The organism is Victivallis sp. Marseille-Q1083, assembly GCF_903645315.1.
Taxonomy (GTDB): domain Bacteria; phylum Verrucomicrobiota; class Lentisphaeria; order Victivallales; family Victivallaceae; genus UMGS1518.
This window is the reverse complement of record NZ_CAHJXL010000001.1, coordinates 2,336,115-2,353,886: the sequence shown is the minus strand read 5'-3', so window position 1 is coordinate 2,353,886 and position 17,772 is coordinate 2,336,115. Positions and strand designations below refer to the sequence as shown.

The 17,772-nt window shown below is 57.5% G+C and carries 21 protein-coding genes and 3 tRNA genes; 11 read left to right on the top strand and 13 right to left on the bottom strand.

Features of this window, described 5'->3' with window-relative positions; translation table 11 throughout:
• Nucleotide 1: 1 nt before the first annotated feature.
• Entirely contained in the window at nucleotides 2–229 is a 228-nt protein-coding gene (locus HWX74_RS20010; protein ID WP_217704917.1) for a hypothetical protein, read from the top strand.
• On the opposite strand, the gene HWX74_RS09670 is transcribed toward HWX74_RS20010, so the two are convergent.
• Together HWX74_RS09670 and HWX74_RS09665 are read right to left on the bottom strand one after the other, a co-directional pair.
• Complete coding sequence (locus tag HWX74_RS09670; protein WP_176013339.1) at nucleotides 223–849, bottom strand: flavodoxin family protein; 627 nt, start codon at nucleotides 847–849, stop codon at nucleotides 223–225. The genes HWX74_RS20010 and HWX74_RS09670 overlap by 7 nt on opposite strands.
• Nucleotides 846–1,913, bottom strand: coding sequence for an L-dopachrome tautomerase-related protein (locus HWX74_RS09665; protein ID WP_176013338.1), 1,068 nt, complete (start codon nucleotides 1,911–1,913; stop codon nucleotides 846–848). The genes HWX74_RS09670 and HWX74_RS09665 overlap by 4 nt, the downstream gene beginning before the upstream one ends.
• A gap of 304 nt (nucleotides 1,914–2,217) precedes the next feature.
• Between HWX74_RS09665 and HWX74_RS09660 the strand changes: the two genes are divergently transcribed.
• The gene (locus HWX74_RS09660; protein WP_176013337.1) at nucleotides 2,218–2,550 is read left to right on the top strand and encodes a helix-turn-helix domain-containing protein; all 333 of its coding nucleotides are present in this window, start codon (nucleotides 2,218–2,220) and stop codon (nucleotides 2,548–2,550) included.
• A gap of 21 nt (nucleotides 2,551–2,571) precedes the next feature.
• Nucleotides 2,572–3,951 carry a cation:proton antiporter gene (locus tag HWX74_RS09655; RefSeq protein WP_176013336.1) on the top strand — a complete coding sequence of 460 codons (1,380 nt, stop codon included), beginning with the start codon at nucleotides 2,572–2,574 and terminating at the stop codon, nucleotides 3,949–3,951.
• Nucleotides 3,952–4,118: 167 nt separating this feature from the next.
• Here the strand turns inward: HWX74_RS09655 and HWX74_RS09650 are convergent.
• From HWX74_RS09650 to HWX74_RS09630, 5 genes are all read right to left on the bottom strand, one after another.
• Nucleotides 4,119–4,208: transfer RNA gene (locus HWX74_RS09650), tRNA-Ser, on the bottom strand.
• A gap of 63 nt (nucleotides 4,209–4,271) precedes the next feature.
• Nucleotides 4,272–4,895, bottom strand: a complete 624-nt coding sequence (gene pgsA / locus HWX74_RS09645) for a CDP-diacylglycerol--glycerol-3-phosphate 3-phosphatidyltransferase (protein WP_176013335.1) — start codon at nucleotides 4,893–4,895, stop codon at nucleotides 4,272–4,274.
• Nucleotides 4,896–4,916: 21 nt separating this feature from the next.
• The gene (rimO, locus tag HWX74_RS09640) at nucleotides 4,917–6,284 is read right to left on the bottom strand and encodes a 30S ribosomal protein S12 methylthiotransferase RimO (RefSeq protein ID WP_176013334.1); all 1,368 of its coding nucleotides are present in this window, start codon (nucleotides 6,282–6,284) and stop codon (nucleotides 4,917–4,919) included.
• Between the two features lie 18 nt (nucleotides 6,285–6,302).
• Nucleotides 6,303–7,154: an inositol monophosphatase family protein gene (locus HWX74_RS09635; RefSeq protein WP_176013333.1), complete on the bottom strand. Its 852-nt coding sequence runs from the start codon at nucleotides 7,152–7,154 to the stop codon at nucleotides 6,303–6,305.
• Between the two features lie 52 nt (nucleotides 7,155–7,206).
• Nucleotides 7,207–7,545 (bottom strand): hypothetical protein, encoded by a 339-nt coding sequence (locus tag HWX74_RS09630; protein WP_176013332.1) that lies wholly within the window; start codon nucleotides 7,543–7,545, stop codon nucleotides 7,207–7,209.
• Nucleotides 7,546–7,917: 372 nt separating this feature from the next.
• On the opposite strand from HWX74_RS09630, the gene rpmH reads away from it, so the two are divergent.
• From rpmH to HWX74_RS09590, 8 genes are all read left to right on the top strand, one after another.
• A complete protein-coding gene (gene rpmH / locus HWX74_RS09625; protein ID WP_176013331.1) occupies nucleotides 7,918–8,052 on the top strand; it encodes a 50S ribosomal protein L34 in 135 nt (44 codons plus the stop codon).
• 164 nt (nucleotides 8,053–8,216) lie between these two features.
• A complete protein-coding gene (gene rnpA / locus HWX74_RS09620) occupies nucleotides 8,217–8,606 on the top strand; it encodes a ribonuclease P protein component (RefSeq protein ID WP_176013330.1) in 390 nt (129 codons plus the stop codon).
• Nucleotides 8,594–8,845 carry a membrane protein insertion efficiency factor YidD gene (yidD, locus tag HWX74_RS09615; protein WP_176014582.1) on the top strand — a complete coding sequence of 84 codons (252 nt, stop codon included), beginning with the start codon at nucleotides 8,594–8,596 and terminating at the stop codon, nucleotides 8,843–8,845. Before rnpA ends, yidD begins: the two co-directional genes overlap by 13 nt.
• On the top strand, nucleotides 8,842–10,551 hold the full coding sequence (gene yidC / locus HWX74_RS09610; RefSeq protein ID WP_176013329.1) for a membrane protein insertase YidC: 1,710 nt from the start codon (nucleotides 8,842–8,844) through the stop codon (nucleotides 10,549–10,551). The genes yidD and yidC overlap by 4 nt, the downstream gene beginning before the upstream one ends.
• A 77-nt stretch (nucleotides 10,552–10,628) precedes the next feature.
• Complete coding sequence (locus tag HWX74_RS09605; RefSeq protein ID WP_176013328.1) at nucleotides 10,629–11,204, top strand: R3H domain-containing nucleic acid-binding protein; 576 nt, start codon at nucleotides 10,629–10,631, stop codon at nucleotides 11,202–11,204.
• Between the two features lie 73 nt (nucleotides 11,205–11,277).
• Nucleotides 11,278–11,355 (top strand) — tRNA-Pro (locus HWX74_RS09600).
• Nucleotides 11,356–11,363: 8 nt separating this feature from the next.
• Nucleotides 11,364–11,441: transfer RNA gene (locus HWX74_RS09595), tRNA-Pro, on the top strand.
• 122 nt (nucleotides 11,442–11,563) lie between these two features.
• On the top strand, nucleotides 11,564–12,010 hold the full coding sequence (locus HWX74_RS09590) for a YaiI/YqxD family protein (RefSeq protein WP_176013327.1): 447 nt from the start codon (nucleotides 11,564–11,566) through the stop codon (nucleotides 12,008–12,010).
• A gap of 153 nt (nucleotides 12,011–12,163) precedes the next feature.
• Here HWX74_RS09590 and pta read toward each other — a convergent pair whose 3' ends face one another.
• From pta to hisS, 6 genes are all read right to left on the bottom strand, one after another.
• Nucleotides 12,164–13,177, bottom strand: a complete 1,014-nt coding sequence (pta, locus tag HWX74_RS09585; protein ID WP_176013326.1) for a phosphate acetyltransferase — start codon at nucleotides 13,175–13,177, stop codon at nucleotides 12,164–12,166.
• A 24-nt stretch (nucleotides 13,178–13,201) separates the two neighbouring features.
• Entirely contained in the window at nucleotides 13,202–14,425 is a 1,224-nt protein-coding gene (locus HWX74_RS09580) for an acetate/propionate family kinase (protein WP_176013325.1), read from the bottom strand.
• Nucleotides 14,426–14,564: 139 nt separating this feature from the next.
• Complete coding sequence (gene infA / locus HWX74_RS09575; RefSeq protein ID WP_176013324.1) at nucleotides 14,565–14,783, bottom strand: translation initiation factor IF-1; 219 nt, start codon at nucleotides 14,781–14,783, stop codon at nucleotides 14,565–14,567.
• Nucleotides 14,765–15,541: a type I methionyl aminopeptidase gene (gene map / locus HWX74_RS09570; protein WP_176013323.1), complete on the bottom strand. Its 777-nt coding sequence runs from the start codon at nucleotides 15,539–15,541 to the stop codon at nucleotides 14,765–14,767. Before map ends, infA begins: the two co-directional genes overlap by 19 nt.
• 2 nt (nucleotides 15,542–15,543) lie before the next feature.
• Nucleotides 15,544–16,194, bottom strand: a complete 651-nt coding sequence (locus tag HWX74_RS09565; RefSeq protein ID WP_176013322.1) for an adenylate kinase — start codon at nucleotides 16,192–16,194, stop codon at nucleotides 15,544–15,546.
• 46 nt (nucleotides 16,195–16,240) lie between these two features.
• Nucleotides 16,241–17,500: a histidine--tRNA ligase gene (gene hisS, locus HWX74_RS09560; protein WP_176013321.1), complete on the bottom strand. Its 1,260-nt coding sequence runs from the start codon at nucleotides 17,498–17,500 to the stop codon at nucleotides 16,241–16,243.
• Nucleotides 17,501–17,772 lie beyond the last annotated feature (272 nt).

The following is a 17,772-nucleotide window of genomic DNA, read 5'->3' as shown; positions in this document are numbered from 1 at the left end:
AATGACATCGGAACCATTACGCCTGAACGGCATCAAGGCTACCCCCACACCGGATCACAGCCGCCGGCGGGCGTTTTCAGACTCCAACGCATCGACGCTTCCAATCAACGGCAAGAGCGGCGAAACCATCTGCCGCAGGAAAGCAAATATTTACCGGTCGAAACTGACTTATTCCTCCCAGATGGAGCAAGGCGTCACTTTACGGTTGCAAGAAATGCCGTACTATTGAGTCGTTCCGATAAAATTGGTATAGACCGGTTCTTCCGGTTCCGGACGTACCACCTCCGCCTTCGCAACACTCTTCAACAGATAAGCCAGGTTGTTGCCGAGCGTCCGCATCGTCTGCAGCCCTTCCAGATCACGGCGGACTTCGTCGGGCGTAAAACCGTGCGTCGAGTTCCAATACTGCGATGACGCCACCGGCATCTGATTGATCGTAAAATATTTGTTCAGCCGGTCGAAAGCGGCGCTCGCTCCGCCGCGCCGGCAGTTGACCACACAGGCGCCCGGCTTATATTTCAAATATTTTCCCGCCGAAAAGAACAACCGGTCGAGGAGCGCACAGAGGCTTCCCGGCGGTCCGGCATAATAAACCGGCGCCCCGATCACAATGCCGTCACAGCCCCGGCATTGCGCCACCAGCTCGGTATAAAGCGGCTCCTTGAATACGCAGCCGTCGTTGCCGTCGGCACAGTGCAGACAGCCGATACAGCCCTGGACCGCCCGGTTGCCGATCTGAAAGAATTCCGATTCCACGCCATTGCTCCGCAACGCCTCGGCGACCTCGCTCAGCGCGGTGAATACACAACCATCCCGGTGCGGGCTTCCATTCAGCAACAGTACTTTCATAACGCTCCCTCCTTCTCAAAAATTTTCTGGTTATCCGGCAGTGCAACCCGGTCGACGGAAAATACCATCCGCGAAATATCCCCCTGCGCTTCATGAATGCGCGAGTTGGTAAAATACAGAAAGCCGTCATAGATCGCGAAGGTATCCGGCCAGCAAATACCGCCATCGGCCGCCAGAGTCCGCAATTCCTTCCGGTCCGGCGTCAGGTAAACAATCGCATTCTTTTCCAGGTCCCCCATAATAAGGTCGCCGTTTTCCGCCATGATCATGCCGTCGGGCGCGGGCGTTTTCAGCTTGAAAATATTTTTCTCATCAATCCGGCGCTCGATCAGCTGTCCGGTCGGAATGCCGTACAGCGTATAGCCGGAAAGCGGATGAAAATAAAGGATGTCGTGTTCGCGGTCCAGCGCAATGCCGTCGGCATGCACCCTGCCGGCGTATTTCACCCCGCCGATCGTCAGTTGATCCACTTCAGCGGTCGTGAACGGATGATGATCGAGCAGCCGGTAATTCCCGCCTGAAACAAGATCCAGGACGATCAGCCCCGGCGCGCCGGAATCGGTCAGATAAATTTTGTCGTTTTTGTCGTCGACGCGCAAATCGTTGACATAGGAATTCAAGTGAACCGCTTCCGTCAACGGGTAGGTCCTGACCAAGGCATCCGTATTCAGGTCGTAAACATAAATCGTCGGCGGCGCGACAATGCCTTTCATCAGCGGATTTTTGGTGTCGAGCACATACAGCCGGCCACCGTGGGCGACCACCGACTGCACGCAGATGAAACGATCCGGCACGACTTCATCGCCGATCTCCCAGGCGTTGGTCGCCGGGTCGGGATAAGGCTTCCGGGCCCCGTCCCTGCCGATTTCCATGACCGAATACGGTACCCCTTCCCGCCATCTTGGAAAATTGACAAACATCCTTCCATCGTCGGCGACGGCGATGCCGGTCACCTGCATTCCCTGAAATGAAGCGACCGGCTCAACCGTTTCCGCCTGCATCGTCAGCGGATCGCCGCCCCAGACCGCCGCCACCCAGACCGCCGCCCAAAGAAACTTTTTCATTACACTTCTCCTCCCGGAAAGTTAAAATTACCATTTTCCCGTCGAAAAATGATTTTCGGACCATTGAAAAGCGACCAAATTATCCCCTTCATTATCATATCATTTTCCGGTTGTTTTGCAAATCTGAATTGACCGTATTCATGGTGTGTGCTCAAAATCTCCGTGCCCCAATACTTTCGAGTTCAACGCTTCCCGCCAAACGACGGCTTAACCGTCAAACAGTCGAAATTAAATAAATTTCCAGCTTGAAAGTAATATATTTTGTGATATTATACGATATATTTTAACCACAGGGGACGTCTGTATGCTGCTTGTAATCAAGTCGCCATATACGGAAATCGCGCTGAACGGCGAAGGCGGCAGCGAGGTTTTCGATTGCCTGAAAAAACATTTTGACCTCGAAGTCGTCAGCGGCGGCGAAGCCATGCCGCTACCGCCGGAAACGCCCGGCGAAAGGCTGGCCGCCATTCGTCTGAAACACGAATTGACTCAATCCGAACTCGCCAGGAAATCCGGCATTGCGCAAGCGGCAATCAGCGATTATGAAAACGGCAAACGCAAGCTGACCCGCAAGGCGGCCGGCAAACTGGGCAAGGCGCTGGAGGAACCGGTAAAACGATTCTTCCCGAAACATTGAATTTTTCAACAGGAACCACGAATGCCGACGATAGCCATCAGTTCATTTTACGATCACTTCAACAACGCCACGGTGATTCTAGTCGCGTTGTCGCTGATTCTGTTTTCCGGTTTTCTGGTGACCCGCCTGACCAAGCTGGCCAAACTCCCCAACGTCACCGGCTACATTCTGGCCGGGATTCTGCTGGGACCCTGCGTGCTGAATGCGGTGCCGCGCCATGTGATCCATGACATGGGGTTTGTCTCCGACATTGCGCTGGCTTTCATCGCGTTCGGCGTCGCCAAATTCTTCAAAAAAGAGGTGATGAAGCAGACGGGGGCCAAAATTGTCGTCGTGACCGCGGCGGAAGCGCTGCTGGCCGGCATTCTGATCATGCTGTTCATGCACTGGGTGCTGAACCTGGATTGGCTGTTTTCGATGCTGCTGGGGGCGATCGCCACCGCCACCGCCCCGGCCAGCACCATGATGACCATCAACCAGTACCGCGCCAAGGGGGAATTCGTCAATACGCTGCTGCAGGTGGTGGCGTTGGACGACGTCATCTGCCTGCTCGCTTTCAGCGCGGTGATGGCGCTGGAGAATACGCGGGGCGAAGTATCGCTGGCCGGAATCCTGCTGCCAATCGTCTACAACCTCGCCGCCCTCGGCATCGGTTTTCTCTGCGGGCTCATCCTGAGCAAATTGCTCACCCCGCAGCGCAGCCGGGAAAACCGGCTGATCCTGGCGCTGGCCATGCTGCTCGGCATTTCAGGCTTGTGCGATGTTTTCGAAATTTCCCCACTGCTCGCCTGCATGGTTTTCGGCGCCACGTACATCAACCTGACGCGGGATAAGACGCTGTTCAAGCAGATCAACCGCTTCACGCCGCCGGTGATGTCGATTTTCTTCATCGTTTCCGGTATGAGCTTCGACCTGCGGATCCTCGGGTCGGTCGGCCTGATCGGGGTATCCTATTTCCTGATCCGGATCGCCGGCAAATACCTGGGCGCTTATTTCGGCTGTGCCGCGGTCGGCAGCAGCCGGGAAATCAAAAATTACCTGGGGCTGGCACTGATTCCGCAAGCCGGCGTGGCGATCGGCCTGGCTTTCATGGGGCAGCGAATCCTATCGCCGGAAGTCGGCAACACCATGCTCACCATCGTTCTGGCGTCCTCCATTCTGTATGAATTGATCGGTCCGGCGGCGGCCAAACTGGCGCTGTTCAAATCCGGCGCGATTCCGCGCAACGCGGTCAGGCTGCCCGAAGTAGAACCCCAATCGACCATCGAACTGCCGCGGCTGGCCCGCCGTTACTGGCCGCTGAGAGGCATCCGGCAACCAGCGCCGCCGCAACCGCCGCCCCGCCGGCCCAAACCGACGAAAACGCCCAAAGTGGCAAAGCTGCAAAAGACGGCGAAATAATCGATTTTTCCGGTCCTTTCCGAGCCAACGCCGGACGCGAAGAATTGTGGCGGCTGAAATCGCCCGGCATCCTTCCTGGCAACAAGGTTTCTGCAACAGTTATCCCAGCGACGACAGTCTCACCACAAGCTGCCGCAACCACTTACTCTCAGTTGGATAAAACAAAATGGCGGAGAGGGTGGGATTCGAACCCACGGTACAGTTTCCCGTACACAGCATTTCCAATGCTGCGCCTTCGACCACTCGGCCACCTCTCCGGCATATAGAATGGGTTTAATATAATCCCGATTCACCGTTTGGCAAATCGGGATTCGATTTTTTCAATTGTTTTCCACCGGCTCGTCCGGCCGGATCAGCGCCCGGTATTTGATGAAATATCCGAGGCCGGAACCGACGGTAATCAACGCGATCGCCCACAAAAATACCAGCCAGACATACCACAGCCGGATTCCCCACACCACATCGACCCGCAGATCATAGAGATTGACCCAGGAAATCCCGGCCAGGAACAGCATGACCATCTGCATCGCCGTCTTCAACTTTCCCCAGCGGTCGGCACTGATCACCACCCCCTTTTTCACCGCCAGCATCCGCAAGCCGGTCACCATGAACTCCCGGGAGATCACCACCACCGCAATCCAGGCCGGCATCAACCGGAATTCCACGACGATCAGCATCGTCGCCGTCACGAAAATTTTATCGGCCAGCGGATCCATCAGGGCGCCGAAATCGGTCACCACCTTCCAGCGGCGCGCCAGATAACCGTCGAGAAAATCAGTCGCCCCGGCGATAATCGCCAGGCAGCCGGCAATGATCCGAATCACCAGATCCCGGGTCGACAGCGTCGTACTGTCGACATCCCCGGCATTGGCCGCCAAAATCAAAAAGATGAAAATCAGAACGATACGCGCCACCGTCAGGATATTCGGCAGATTCCGTTTCATTGTCTCTCTCCTTTCCACCGCTTATAATTCCGCCGTCAGATCGAATTCGTCGCCACCGGTAATCCTGACCTTGTAAAAGCCGCCCGGCCGCAACTCCCGCGAAGCCTTCACGGTTACGATATTGTCGATTTCCGGCGCATCCATCCGGCTCCGCGCCGTCGCCCGGCACCCTTCCACCGCATCGACCAGCACTTCCAGTTCCCGGCCGACCCAAGCCTCATTGTACCGCTGCGACAACGCCTGCTGCAAATCCAGCAGCTCCGCCGCCCGCTGTTCGGCAACTTCCAGATCGACCTGCTCCGGAAAATCTGCCGCCGGCGTATTCGGTTCCGGCGAATAGGCGAATACACCGAGCCGTTCGAACTTCATCCGGCCGACGAACTCCTTCAACGCTTCATATTCCCGGTCGCCTTCGCCCGGAAAACCGGTGATGAACGTCGTCCGCAAGGTCAGCTCCGGAATCGCCTGCCGCAGACGCGACAGCAGCATTTCCACCTGCCCCCGCGTCACTTTGCGCCCCATCCGGCGCAAAATTCCATCGTCGATATGCTGCAGCGGGATATCCAGGTAGGGCAACACATGGTTCGACGACGCCAGCACTTCGATCAATTCATCGGTGAAATGGGCCGGATGGGTGTACAGCAGACGGATCCAGAATTTTCCCGGCAGCCGGTCCAATTCCCGGAGCAGTCCGGCCAACGTCGTCCCATCCTGCCGGTCATGGCCGAAAGCGGTGACATCCTGGGCGATGACGATCAGTTCCCTGACGCCATTCCGCCGCAAATTTTCCGCCTCCGCCACCGCCGAGCCGATCGAACGGCTGCGCAGACTGCCGCGAATATTCGGGATGCTGCAATAACTGCAGCGGTTGTCGCAGCCGTCGGCAATTTTCAGATAGGCCAGGTGCGGCAAAGTCAACTGCAGCCGCGGCGTCGTTTCGTCGTACAGGTAAGCCGGTTCGGCACAACTGAACACTTCCGGCAACGCCCCGGCCGGCGACCGCCGCAACTCCCGCAGCCGTTCGGCCAGATGCGGCACCTCGTCCACACCGCACCACAGATCGACCTCCGGAAACTCACTGCGGAACTCCTGATCCTTGTCCCATTGAATCAGGCAGCCGGTGACGACGACCCGGCGGCCGCTTCCAGCCGCTTTCCAATCGATCGCCTCCATGATCGCATCGACCGTTTCGTCCCGCGCTTCCGGGATAAACGCACAGGTATTGATCAAGACGGTATCCGCCTCCTCCTGATCGAAAGTCAACCGGATACCGCTGCTCACCAGACCGCCGGCCATCACCTCGGTATCAACAAAATTCTTCGGACAGCCCAGGCTGACCAGAAATACTCCGCCGGCGGCGCTTTGGGATGCTCCTTTTCGCTTTGCCATAAATCACTGATCCAAAACTTATTGTTTTTCCGGCAAATTCACATTTGCCAAAAGATAGGAAACGATCTCCTCCGTCGCCCCGATCGCCAGCGGACTGGTCAATTCCCAACGGTGCGCATCACCCGGCTGCAGCCGGAAGTCGCCGCGCCGCCAATCCAGGGCATACGGCCGGCCGGCCGTCGAGCGGATGCACCAGTTGCTGCGCGCCAGCATCGCCATCGCGGCGGCGATGTCCCAGAGTTTGGCAAACACCAAATATCCCAGCAACTTGCCCTGGAACAAGTAGTAAAAGGAGGCCACACAGCAGGACCAGACGTAAACCTGGTTGCTGAACGAAATTTCACCGTGTTTGGCGTAGCGCTGCGGAATTCCGACCGGCCGGCCGGATTCCAGCGGCGGGGTGACGAACTCGAACGGCCGGCGCTCCGGCTGCCCGGCCCTGATCCCGCGATATTCCCAGACCAGCTCATTTTCGGTAATCAGCAGCCGGTCCTGCTCCGGCAGATAAATCGCGCCGTCGCTCAGCACGCCGCGCCGCATCAGGCCGATCGAAATCCCCCAGGCCGGGAAATGGGTCGCATAAGGCGCCGTGCCGTCGATCGGATCGACAATCCAGCAGTATTCCGCCTCCAAAGCCGCCGCCAGATACGCTTCATCGCGCAAGCCGACCGTTTCTTCCCCGATCAGATAACTGCCATTTTCCGGCCGGTCGAATTCCGCTGCCAGAAATTGTTCGATCGCCCGGTCCGCCGCGGTGACCACCGAAAGGTCCTGCTTCAATTCCTGCGGCGGGTCGTCGTAATAGCGATAAGCAATCTCGCCGGCCGCCCGACACAACTCCACCAGAGAAGTTACTTCATAGCCTGTCATATCATTCCTTCCGTTGCGGATTCAATATACAGTTTTCCAAAGGTTTTACAAATCAGCCCAACGGCAAATGCTGTTCGAGAATCAGTTCGACGCCGAAACGCGAATGAATTTTCAGGACAAATTGGTAAATCCGGCCGTTTTCCAGTTCACAGCCGGGCGGACTGAGCACCCGCATCACCGGCAATTCCACCCGGTTATCGCCCTCCTTCAAATCGATCCGGCAACTCGGCACCAATTCATGCCCGTCGATTTCCAGCGAAGCGATCAGCAGCCGCGGAACCGAGGACAAAGCATGCAGTACCGGCGTAATGATCCAGCCGCGGCCGTCGGAGGTGCTGCTCATCCGGTATTCCACCGCAATTTCTTTGACTTCACCTTGTTCATCGGTCATAGGCCACCTTCCTTTCCTGCGTTGCAATCGCCTCCTGCGCTCCCCGGCAACTCGGCATCCGGTCCCAGCCAACCCGGACGCAGCCCGGCCGGACAAGCCGGCTTCGTCAGCAATATACCGCCGGCCGGGCGGCTGTCAATCCGGAAAGGCAACAAAAAAGCGCCGGGAAGGCGAATTTTTAGCCTCTCTCTTCGTCCCCGGACCGCGATTCTCGCAAAAAAAGTGCCCGGACGGCTTGAATAATCGGCGATGTTGAATTAAGTTAATGGGCTCAAGTTCTTTAATTGAACGACTTCCCGGCGGAAATTGTTTGGCTGCCGGCGGACGATAAGTGTGAAATGAAGAAACTCTAAACCATTGAAGGATTGAAAGATGAAAAGAACGTTTCAGCCGTCCAACCGAAGAAGAAAACGCAGAATCGGCTTCATGGCCCGAATGAGAACCAAAAGCGGCCGCCTGGTGCTGAAGCGCCGTCGTCAAAAAGGTCGTGCGGTTCTGAGCGCCTGACGGCATATTTTCCTGGAAGCGAACAGTCGCCTGCCGTAACCGGCCGCGAAGCGGATTTTCGAAAATATGACCAGCCGGCGCTTGCTGCAAGAAGTTCCGGCTGGATTTCATTTTTTGAAAAAACAGGCGGTTAAGGCAAAGAAAATAAATACGGAATCCGAGTTTTGCAATATTTACTGAAAAAAACGGATAAACTGCGTTTCAAATCGGATTTCGACTATGTTCGGCAAAACGGCGTCAAATATGTCGGCTCCTGCCTGGTGCTGGTGGTGGCGCCGCCGCCGGACGAAGCGTTGCGTTGTGGCGTAATATGCGGAAAGAAATTCAATCATCGGGCGGTAGTGCGCAACCGGGCGCGCCGGTTGCTGTGGGAAAGTTTCCGCCTGTTGAAACCGGCGGTCTGCGCCGGGCGTCTGGTGATGATTCCGCGCAAGCGGATCATCGCCCGGAAACAGCCGGAAGTGCAGCGGGAACTGCAAGATTTGTTGCGGCAAGCGGGCCTCTGGCACGATGGAAGGCATGCTGCAATCCGACCAACTACCTGCTCGGATTGATCTATCTTTACCAGCGAATCGTTTCCCCCTGGTTGCCCGGTTGCTGCCGTTTTACGCCGACGTGTTCCCATTACGGCGCCGAAGCCCTGAAGCAGCACGGGTTCTGGCGCGGCAGTCTGCTGACCCTCTGGCGACTGTTGCGCTGCCAGCCGTTTTGCCGCGGCGGTTACGATCCGGTGCCGCCGAAAAAGCGGGCCGGCAACCCTGAAGAACCGAATCATAAGGAAAATATACAGTGAAGTTTGATCGTGAAACGATATTGATAATGATCGTCGGCGCAGTGATCATCCTGGGATGGACGCCGTTCTGCCGCTGGATGGGCTGGATGGCGCCGCCGCCTGTTGAAACGCGGCAGCAGACCGTACCGCCCTCCCCGCCGTCCGCTCCGCAACCGGTCACGCCAGCGGCGGCCCCGTCGCCGGCAACGCCGGCGGTCGTGCCGGAAAATCTGCCGGCGCTGCCGCCGCAGACGCTCAGCAACGCTTCGATCAAAGTGGAATTTTCACCGGCGGCCGGGGCGATCCGTTCCATCGAGCTGCTGGATTATCTGACTGCCGACCACGAACAGCATATCGTACTGGACAACAACCTGAACGGCCGGATGTCCAGTCCGCTGCATCCCGGCGCGTTGTCGGTTTTCGGCGCGACGCCGTGGCAACTGGTCGAGATCATCGACAACAGCAAAATCGACGACAGCACCTATCACCTCCAGCGCAAGCTGGCGACGGCCGACGGCTCCGAATTCATCCTGACCCAGGAGTGGACTCTGAGCGGCGATTACGCCATCGTTTACCGTTTTTCCCTGACCAACCTCTCCGACCGGCCGCTGGTTTTCAGCCGGCTTTCTATCAGTGGCGGCGATCTGCAGCCGTGGCACATTCTGTCCGGCGACCGCAAAAGCCGCAGCGACACCAATACCATCGATGTGCTGACGGTCAAGGATTCCACCAAGTCGATCGCCATCGACGACGATCCGGAAGACTTCGCGGTCATGCCGGATGCCGCCGTCCGCTGGGCCAGCATGAGCAACAAATATTTTACGACCATCCTGGTCGGCAATACGCCGTACGGTTTGTTGAAAAAGCGGGCGGAAGTGACCGACGCCGGCCGGAAATATTTTCTGGCGATGGTCGGCGCCGATTATTACGACGTCAAGCTGGAAGCCGGCCAGCAGCAGAGTTTCGATTTCAAGTATTATGCCGGACCGAAAATTCTTTCCCAACTGAAATCGTTCGACGGCTCGACCACCAAGCTGATGCACCTGTCCAGTTGGGGGCCGATCAGCTTTCTGGCCGAATGGCTGCTCTATTTCCTCATCTTCCTCAAAGGTCTGTGCGGTTCTTACGGCTGCAGCATCATCATCCTGACGCTGTTGGTGCGGCTGCTCTTCTGGCCGATCACCCAGAAGGCCAACGCGTCGATGAAAAAGATGGCCGCCGTGCAGCCGAAAGTCAAGGAATTGCGGGAAAAATACAAAAACGAGCCGCAGATTCTCAACGCCAAGATGATGGCGCTGTACAAGGAGGAAGGGATCAATCCGCTCGGCGGCTGCCTGCCGATCCTGCTGCAGATTCCGGTGTTTCTGGCCTTGTATTCGGCGTTGAACTCGGCGGTGCAACTGCGCCAGGTTTCCTTCCTCTGGGCCAAGGATCTGGCTTCTCCGGACACGGTGGCGGTCCTGCCGCTGGGCTTCATGAATCTGTCGATCAACCCGCTGGTTCTGATGATGACCGGCCTGATGATCTTCCAGCAGCGCATCACGCCGAGCGCCATGGACCCGACGCAACAGAAGATGATGATGATCATGCCGCTGGTGATGGTTTTCTTCTTCTACGATCTGCCCAGCGGCCTGACGTTGTATTGGACGGTCAGCCAGATTTTCAGTATCATTCAATTGTATTGGCAGCGCCATTCGGTCAACAAGGCGGCTGCCGCCAAAGCGTAACAAAACCTTAATCCGGCGCCCGTGCGGGGCGCCCATCCAATGAATATGCCTTCGGGCATTGTCAAGGAGCAAAAAAGATGTCGGACATCAGTAAAATCGAAGATCAGAAAGCCAAAGCCCAGAAGACCCTCGCGGTCATGCTCGATTACCTGGGGCTGGACGCCACGCTCAACGTGGAAGAAAAAGGTTCGAAACTGGCCATCAAAGTGGCCTCGGAAGATGCCGGTCGGATCATCGGCCGCAAGGGTCAAACGCTGGAAAGTCTGCAACTGCTGCTGAACCGTATCATGTTCAAAGGCGACGAAGAGTGCCCGCGCATCATGCTGGACATCGACGGTTATGCCCGCAAAGGCGGCAAAGACCGCCGTGACGACGACGGCAGCGCGCCGGAAGGCCGCGGCGAACCCAGGGAACGCCGGGAACGGCGCGACCGCCGCGACCGCAACAGCGTTCCGGAGGAACAGTTGATCTCCCAGGCGCAGGATGCCGCCAAGGAAGTCAAGCGCTGGGGGCAGCCGGTCACCCTGCCGAAAATGAATGCGCACGACCGGCGGATCATCCATATCACGCTGCAGGATGACCCGGAAATCACCACTCAGAGCGAAGGAGAAGGTTCGCTGAAGAAAGTGGTGATTAATCTCAAAAAAGACTAATTGCCGGTTTGAAAATTTTCAAAGCCGAGTTATTTTAATAGACATGCGCCTGCTCCAAGGGCGCATGGTTTTTCGGGGTGTGGCTCAGCCTGGCTAGAGCGCTGCGTTCGGGACGCAGAGGCCGGAGGTTCAAATCCTCTCACCCCGACCATTCTTTTTCGGGGTGTGGCTCAGCCTGGCTAGAGCGCTGCGTTCGGGACGCAGAGGCCGGAGGTTCAAATCCTCTCACCCCGACCATTCTTTTGTATGTGAAAGCTCCGTGAAAGTCATATCTTTCGTTCGTTTTTTTCCGGCGTTTTACCCTCTGTACCGCTCGTTGACCGAGCCGGTGAAAACCATATCGGCGGGAAGGAGACACTTTGAAAATTCTGGTTGATTGCGACGCGATGCCGCGTCCGTTGAAGGAAGCGCTCTGCAAAGCGGCCGGGCGGGAAAAAATCACGGCGGTCTTCGTTGCCGCCCAGGCGCCGCGACTGCCGGAATCGGCATTCCTCCAAGCGATCGGCGCGGGAAAGGCCTTCGACGGCGCGGATGACTGGATTGTCGAACATCTTGAACCCGGCGATCTGGTGATTACCGCCGACATCCCACTGGCGGACCGCGCCATTGCCAGGAATGCGGCAGTACTGAATACCCGGGGAGAATTCTTTACGCCGGCGAACATCAAAAACGCGATGGCGATGCGCGGACTCCTGGACGAACTCCGCGTCGCCGGTGAGGTCACCGGCGGTCCGGCCCCCTTTTCGGACCGGCAACGCATTCATTTCATCAACGCGTTGAACCGTTTTTTACAACGACGAAAATAATCGCCGGACCACATCGGCGGCGGATTTCCGAACTTGTTTTTCCCTGTTTTTACACTCGCCGCCCTTTCTCCTCCTCGCTTGCAAAACAACGGCGCTCCGGTTCTGAGTTTATTTATCAGAACCGGAGCGCCGATGATCGCCAAAAATTTTTTTTTAGTGGCCGATCGCCTGGCAGACGGTAATCGCCGCCACACCGTAGATGTCTTCCGCCGTGCAGCCGCGCGACAGATCGTTCAGCGGCCGCCCCAATCCCTGCAGAATCGGCCCATAGGCGCCGGCGCCGGCCAAACGCTGCACCAGCTTGTAAGCGATATTGCCGGCATTCAGATCCGGGAAAATCAGCACATTGGCATCGCCGGCAATCGCGCTGCCGGGCGCTTTGCTCTTCGCCACCGACGGCACCAGCGCCGCATCGGCCTGCAGTTCGCCGTCGGCGATGATATCGAGATTTTCCACATCGATTTTCGCTTTGAACATCGCCGTCGCCGCCACCACCTTTTCGAGAATTTCATGCTTGGCGCTGCCGTAGCTCGAAAACGACAGGAACGCCACTTTCGGCGTCTTGCCGATCAGGGCGCGATAGGTATTGCTGGTCGCCATCGCGATATCGACCAACTGTTCGGCAGTCGGATTCGGATTGACCGCACAATCGGCGAACAACAGCACACTATCGCCGGAAGCGGTCGGCCTGGCCAGATCCATGATAAAACAACTGCTGGCGATCTTCATGCCCGGCGCCGTGCCGATGCAGTGAAACGCCGCGCGCAGCATATCCGCCGTCGAGGCGATACTGCCGGCAATCAGGCCGTCCACCATGCCGCTGCGCGCCATCATGCCGCCGAAATAGATCCGCACCTTCATCACTTCGCGGGCCAGTTCCAGCGTCATGCCCTTTTTCTGGCGCATCTGGCAATACTGCTGGGCGAACCCCTCGAAAAGGTCGCTGTTCAAATAATCCAGCGCGTCAAACTTGCGTCCGGTAAGCTTCGCGTCGGCGCAAGCCTTGGCAATTTCCTCCTCGCTGCCGAGGACGATCACTTTTTTAGCCACCCGATTTTCCAGAATCATATTGGCGGCGGCGACGACCCTGGGATCGTGTCCTTCCGGCAATACAAGGGCTTTGCCGGCCTGCTGGGCCTTGGCGACAAACAGATCAATTGCTGACATTTTATGGTATTCTCCCCAAATTTATTATCGATTGCAGTCCGCCGACTTCTCCGGATAGAGCGTCTTCACGACGCTGCGGGCAATCATCAATTCCTCATCGGTCGGCATCACCACCACGGTCAATTTGCTGTCGGGAGTCGAAATGACGCCGCGTTTGCCGAGCGTTTCATTGTTTTTGGCCGAATCGAACCGGATGCCGAGGCAGCCGAGCGCCGACAACACATGTTCCCGGGTATAGGCGCTCCATTCGCCGATGCCGCCGGTAAAGACCAGCGCGTCGGCGCCGTCCAGCAAAGCGTAATAGGCGCCGATGTACTTGACGACCCGGCGGATGAACATCTTCCTGGCCTGCAGCGCCTGTTCATTGCCGGCCTGTTCGGCAGCGATGATGTCGCGCATGTCGGACGAACCGATGCCGGCCACTCCGAGCAAGCCGCTCTGCTTGTTCAAAATCTGATCGACCTCTTCCCGGCTGTGGCCGAGTTCGAGCAGCCGCAGGACGGCGGCCGGGTCGAGATCGCCGCAGCGGGTGCCCATCACCAGGCCTTCCAGCGGCGTCAGGCCCATCGACGTATCGATCACTTTGCCCTTCCGGACGGCGGCCATGCTGCAGCCGTTGCCGAGATGGCAGGTGATCAAATTGAGTTCTTCCGGGCAGCGGCCGAGGAATTTGGCGGTCGCCAGCGTCACATAATGGTGGCTGGTGCCGTGAAATCCGTATTTGCGGATACCGAATTTACGGTAGTATTCATAGGGCAGCGCGTAAAGATAGGCTTCCGGCGGCATGGTCATATGGAACTGCGTATCGAAAACGCCGACGTTCGGCACGCCCGGCATCTCCTTTTCACACGCTTCGATGCCGGCGAGATTGGCCGGATTGTGCAACGGTCCGAGCGGAAAACATTCGCGGATGATCTCCTTGGCCTGCGCGTCGATCCGGATCGGCGCGGTAATCTTTTCGCCGCCGTGCAGCACGCGGTGGCCGATCGCATCGATCTCACAGAGACTTTTCAAAACGCCGTGCTCCGGATCGATGAGTTTCTCACAAATCTTCCGCAGTGCGCCGACCGGTGTATTTTCCTTGATCAATCCCTCTTCGACATAACCGTCAGACCGCTTGTAAATCATATTCGGCTTGTCGGAACCGAGCCGCTCCACTTGTCCCTTGGCAAGCACCTGTTCGTTTTCCATGCTGAACAATGTGAACTTCATCGAGGAACTGCCCGCATTCAATACGAGAATCTTCATTTTCCGCTTCCTGTTTTCCTTAAACTTTCTATTTGGATTGTCTTTCAAAAAACAGCACCCGGCCTCTTCGTTCAAGAAGAGGCCGGTGCCATCCAGAAACGCCACCCGGTTCGACCCGGCAGACGTTATTTTGAGCCGGTCACTTCTTGCGAAACACAATGCGCCCCTTGGTCAAGTCGTAAGGCGACATCTCCAAAGTTACATTGTCTCCCGGAAGGATGCGGATGAAATTCAACCGCATTTTTCCACTGATATGAGCATTGATCACATGTCCGCTGGGCAACGCCACTTTGAACATGGTATTGGGCAGCAGCTCCTTGACCACCCCATCCACTCTGATTACATCGTCTTTGGCCACGTTAGAATCTCCGGTTCTTGTTCTGTAATTAATACCTGATGCTCGAAATGGGCCGACAAACTCCGGTCGACGGTACGCACCGTCCACTGATCCGGTTCGGTGTAGACCCGGCGGGAACCGAGGTTGAACATCGGCTCAATCGCCAGCACCATCCCCGGCACCAGCCGCGGGCCGCGGTAGCCGTTGTCGAAATTCGGCACTTCCGGCGGTTCGTGCAGCCTGATCCCGCAGCCGTGGCCGACGTAATCTTCGACCACGCCGAGCCTGGCATGTCTGGCCACCTGGGCAACCGCGCGGCTGATGTCCCGGATGCAATTGCCGGACACTGCCGCCCTGATGCCGCTCATCAAAGCGGCACGGGTATTTTCCAACAGCCGGACCGTATCGGCCGGCGGTTTGTCGTTGAGAGCAAAGGTAAGCGCGGTATCCCCGCAGGCGCCGTCGATTTCGACGCCGATATCGATGCTGACAATATCCTGCTCGGACAAAATCAGGTCTGCCCGGCCGATGCCGTGAACGACGACATCGTTGACGGAGATGCAGATATTCCCCGGAAAACCGTGATAGCCGAGAAAGGCGCTGCGGCCGCCGGTTTGGGCGATCAGCGAACCGGCCAGTTCATCCAATTCCAACGTGGACATCCCGGGACGAGTCAGCCTGGCCAATTCGTCCCGCACTCCGGCCGTCAGCGCCGCCGCACGGCGGATGCGGACAATTTCCTCCGGAGTATGGATGATGTAATCCTTGCGCGGGGGCATAATCAGGCCAGTCCCGCTTTGAGCTGGGCCAGCGCCGCGTTCATTTCCAACTCGGTGATGGTGAGCAACAGACCTTTGGCGGCATAATAATCGATCAGCGGCTGCGTATTGGCATAGAACACCTTCAAACGCTCCGTGGCGGTTTCCAGCGAGTCATCCGGCCGCTGGAACAGTTCGCCGCCGCACTTGTCGCACACGCCGTCCTGTTTCGGCGGCAGGAACAGTTTGTTGTAGATTTCCCCGCAATTCTTGCAGGAAATCCGCGCGGTCAGCCGCTGCAGGATAATGTCGTCATCCACTTTGAAGTAGACTACCGCATCCAATTTCCGCGCCAGCGATTTCAACGCCTCTTCCAGCAGTTCAGCCTGGCCGATCGTCCGCGGGAAACCGTCGAGAATGAAACCGTATTCGCAATCCTTCTCAGTCAGGCGGTTGCGGACCATGCCGGCGACAACCTGATCGGGCACCAGCTTGCCTTCCTTCATCAGCCCGGCGGCCTGGCGGCCCAATTCGGTATCGCGTTTGATTTCCCCGCGCAAAATATCGCCGGTGGAAATATGCGCCAGCGGATACTCCCTGGTCAGCAGCGCCGAAAAGGTGCCTTTGCCGGCGCCCGGCGCGCCGATGAAAATCAAATTCCGTTTACTGATCATACCATTGTTTCCTTCCATTGTTCCACAAAACGGTAACGTTGTATTGTCATTTTGCTGCCTGTCGCAGATAGGCCGCCACTTCCGCTTCCGGCAGTTCCCGCTGTTCGGAAGAAGCCAGGTCGCGGCAAATCACCGCCCCGCGGGACAGCTCGTCTTCGCCGCGGATGACCGCGAAGGCGGCGTTGAGCCGGTTGGCGGTCCGCATCTGCGATTTCATCGATTTATTCTCCACTTCGGTCAGTACGGTGAAACCGGCCCGGCGCAGCTCCGCCGCCAATTTCATGTTCGCCAGCCGCGGCGCTTCGCCAAGACCGACCAGGTAGATCGCCGCGGCCGGCGGTGCCGCCGGCGCCACCGCCAGAGCTTCCCGCACCAGCAGCAGCCGTTCCATCCCGGCGGCAAAACCGACGCCGACCATCGGCCGCGACTGCTCCGGCAGCAACAGTTCATAGCGGCCGCCGCCGGCGATCGCCGTCTGGGCGCCGAGACCGGAATGGACGATTTCAAAGACGGTATGCACATAGTAATCCAAACCGCGCACCAGCAACGGATCGATCACATAGGCGACCTGCAATGCGTCCAGCGTCCGGCAGACGGTATCGAAATAGCGCCGCGAATCGGCGCTGAAAAATTCCAGATAACTCGGCGCCCCGGCAATGATCCGGCGGCAATTTTCCTGTTTGCAGTCGAGAATCCGCCAGATATTGTTGTGGAGCCGCTGCCTGCAATCCTCGCACATCGAATCGATATGCTGTGAAAAATACCGCCGCAGCGCCTCGCCGGCCGGGCCGCGATCGCTTTGGATGCCGCGCGTATTGATCCGCAGTTCAGCGCCGGTGATTTTGATCCGCGCCAGATAATCCATCAGCATGGCGATGTTTTCGGCATCCAACTCCGGCGCCACCCGCCCGACATTTTCCACGCCGACTTGATGGAACTGCCGGCGGCGGCCGGCGGCCGGACGTTCGCCGCGGAACATCGGCCCCATATAAAAAACCCGCTGCTCAGTGCCATTGAGCACATCGGTGTTCAGCAAAGCGCGCATCACCCCGGCGGTTCCTTCCGGCCGCAAGGTCAGGCTGCGGCCGCCGCGGTCCTCGAAAGTATACATCTCCTTGCGCACCACTTCGGTCTCGTTGCCGAGCCCGCGCTGGAAAACTTCGGTATATTCGAAAACCGGCGTCCGCAGTTCGCCATACCCATAGGAAGCGAACACTTTCCGGGCGGTATTTTCCAGTTCCAGCCATTGAACGGTCTCGGCCGGAAAGATATCCGCAGTTCCCGGCGGCGGAGAAAATTTTGCCATCTCATTACCTCAAATCATTTCCGCAACGGCCGTTTTAAAAACAAAATTGCGCCGCCTGGCGCAATGAATCAGGGCGATCGCCACCGCACTTTGCCGGCGCAATCCTCTTTCAACAGCCGATGAACAATTTAAATCCAATTAGATAAATAAGTTAACGCCGAATCTGCCGTTAGTCAAAATCCAAAGACACTTTTTTTGCGATTTTCTTGGCGTCGCCGGCTGCCGGCCGGCAATTTCGCTTTTTCCGATCGGCGACGGGTTGACTTTTTCAA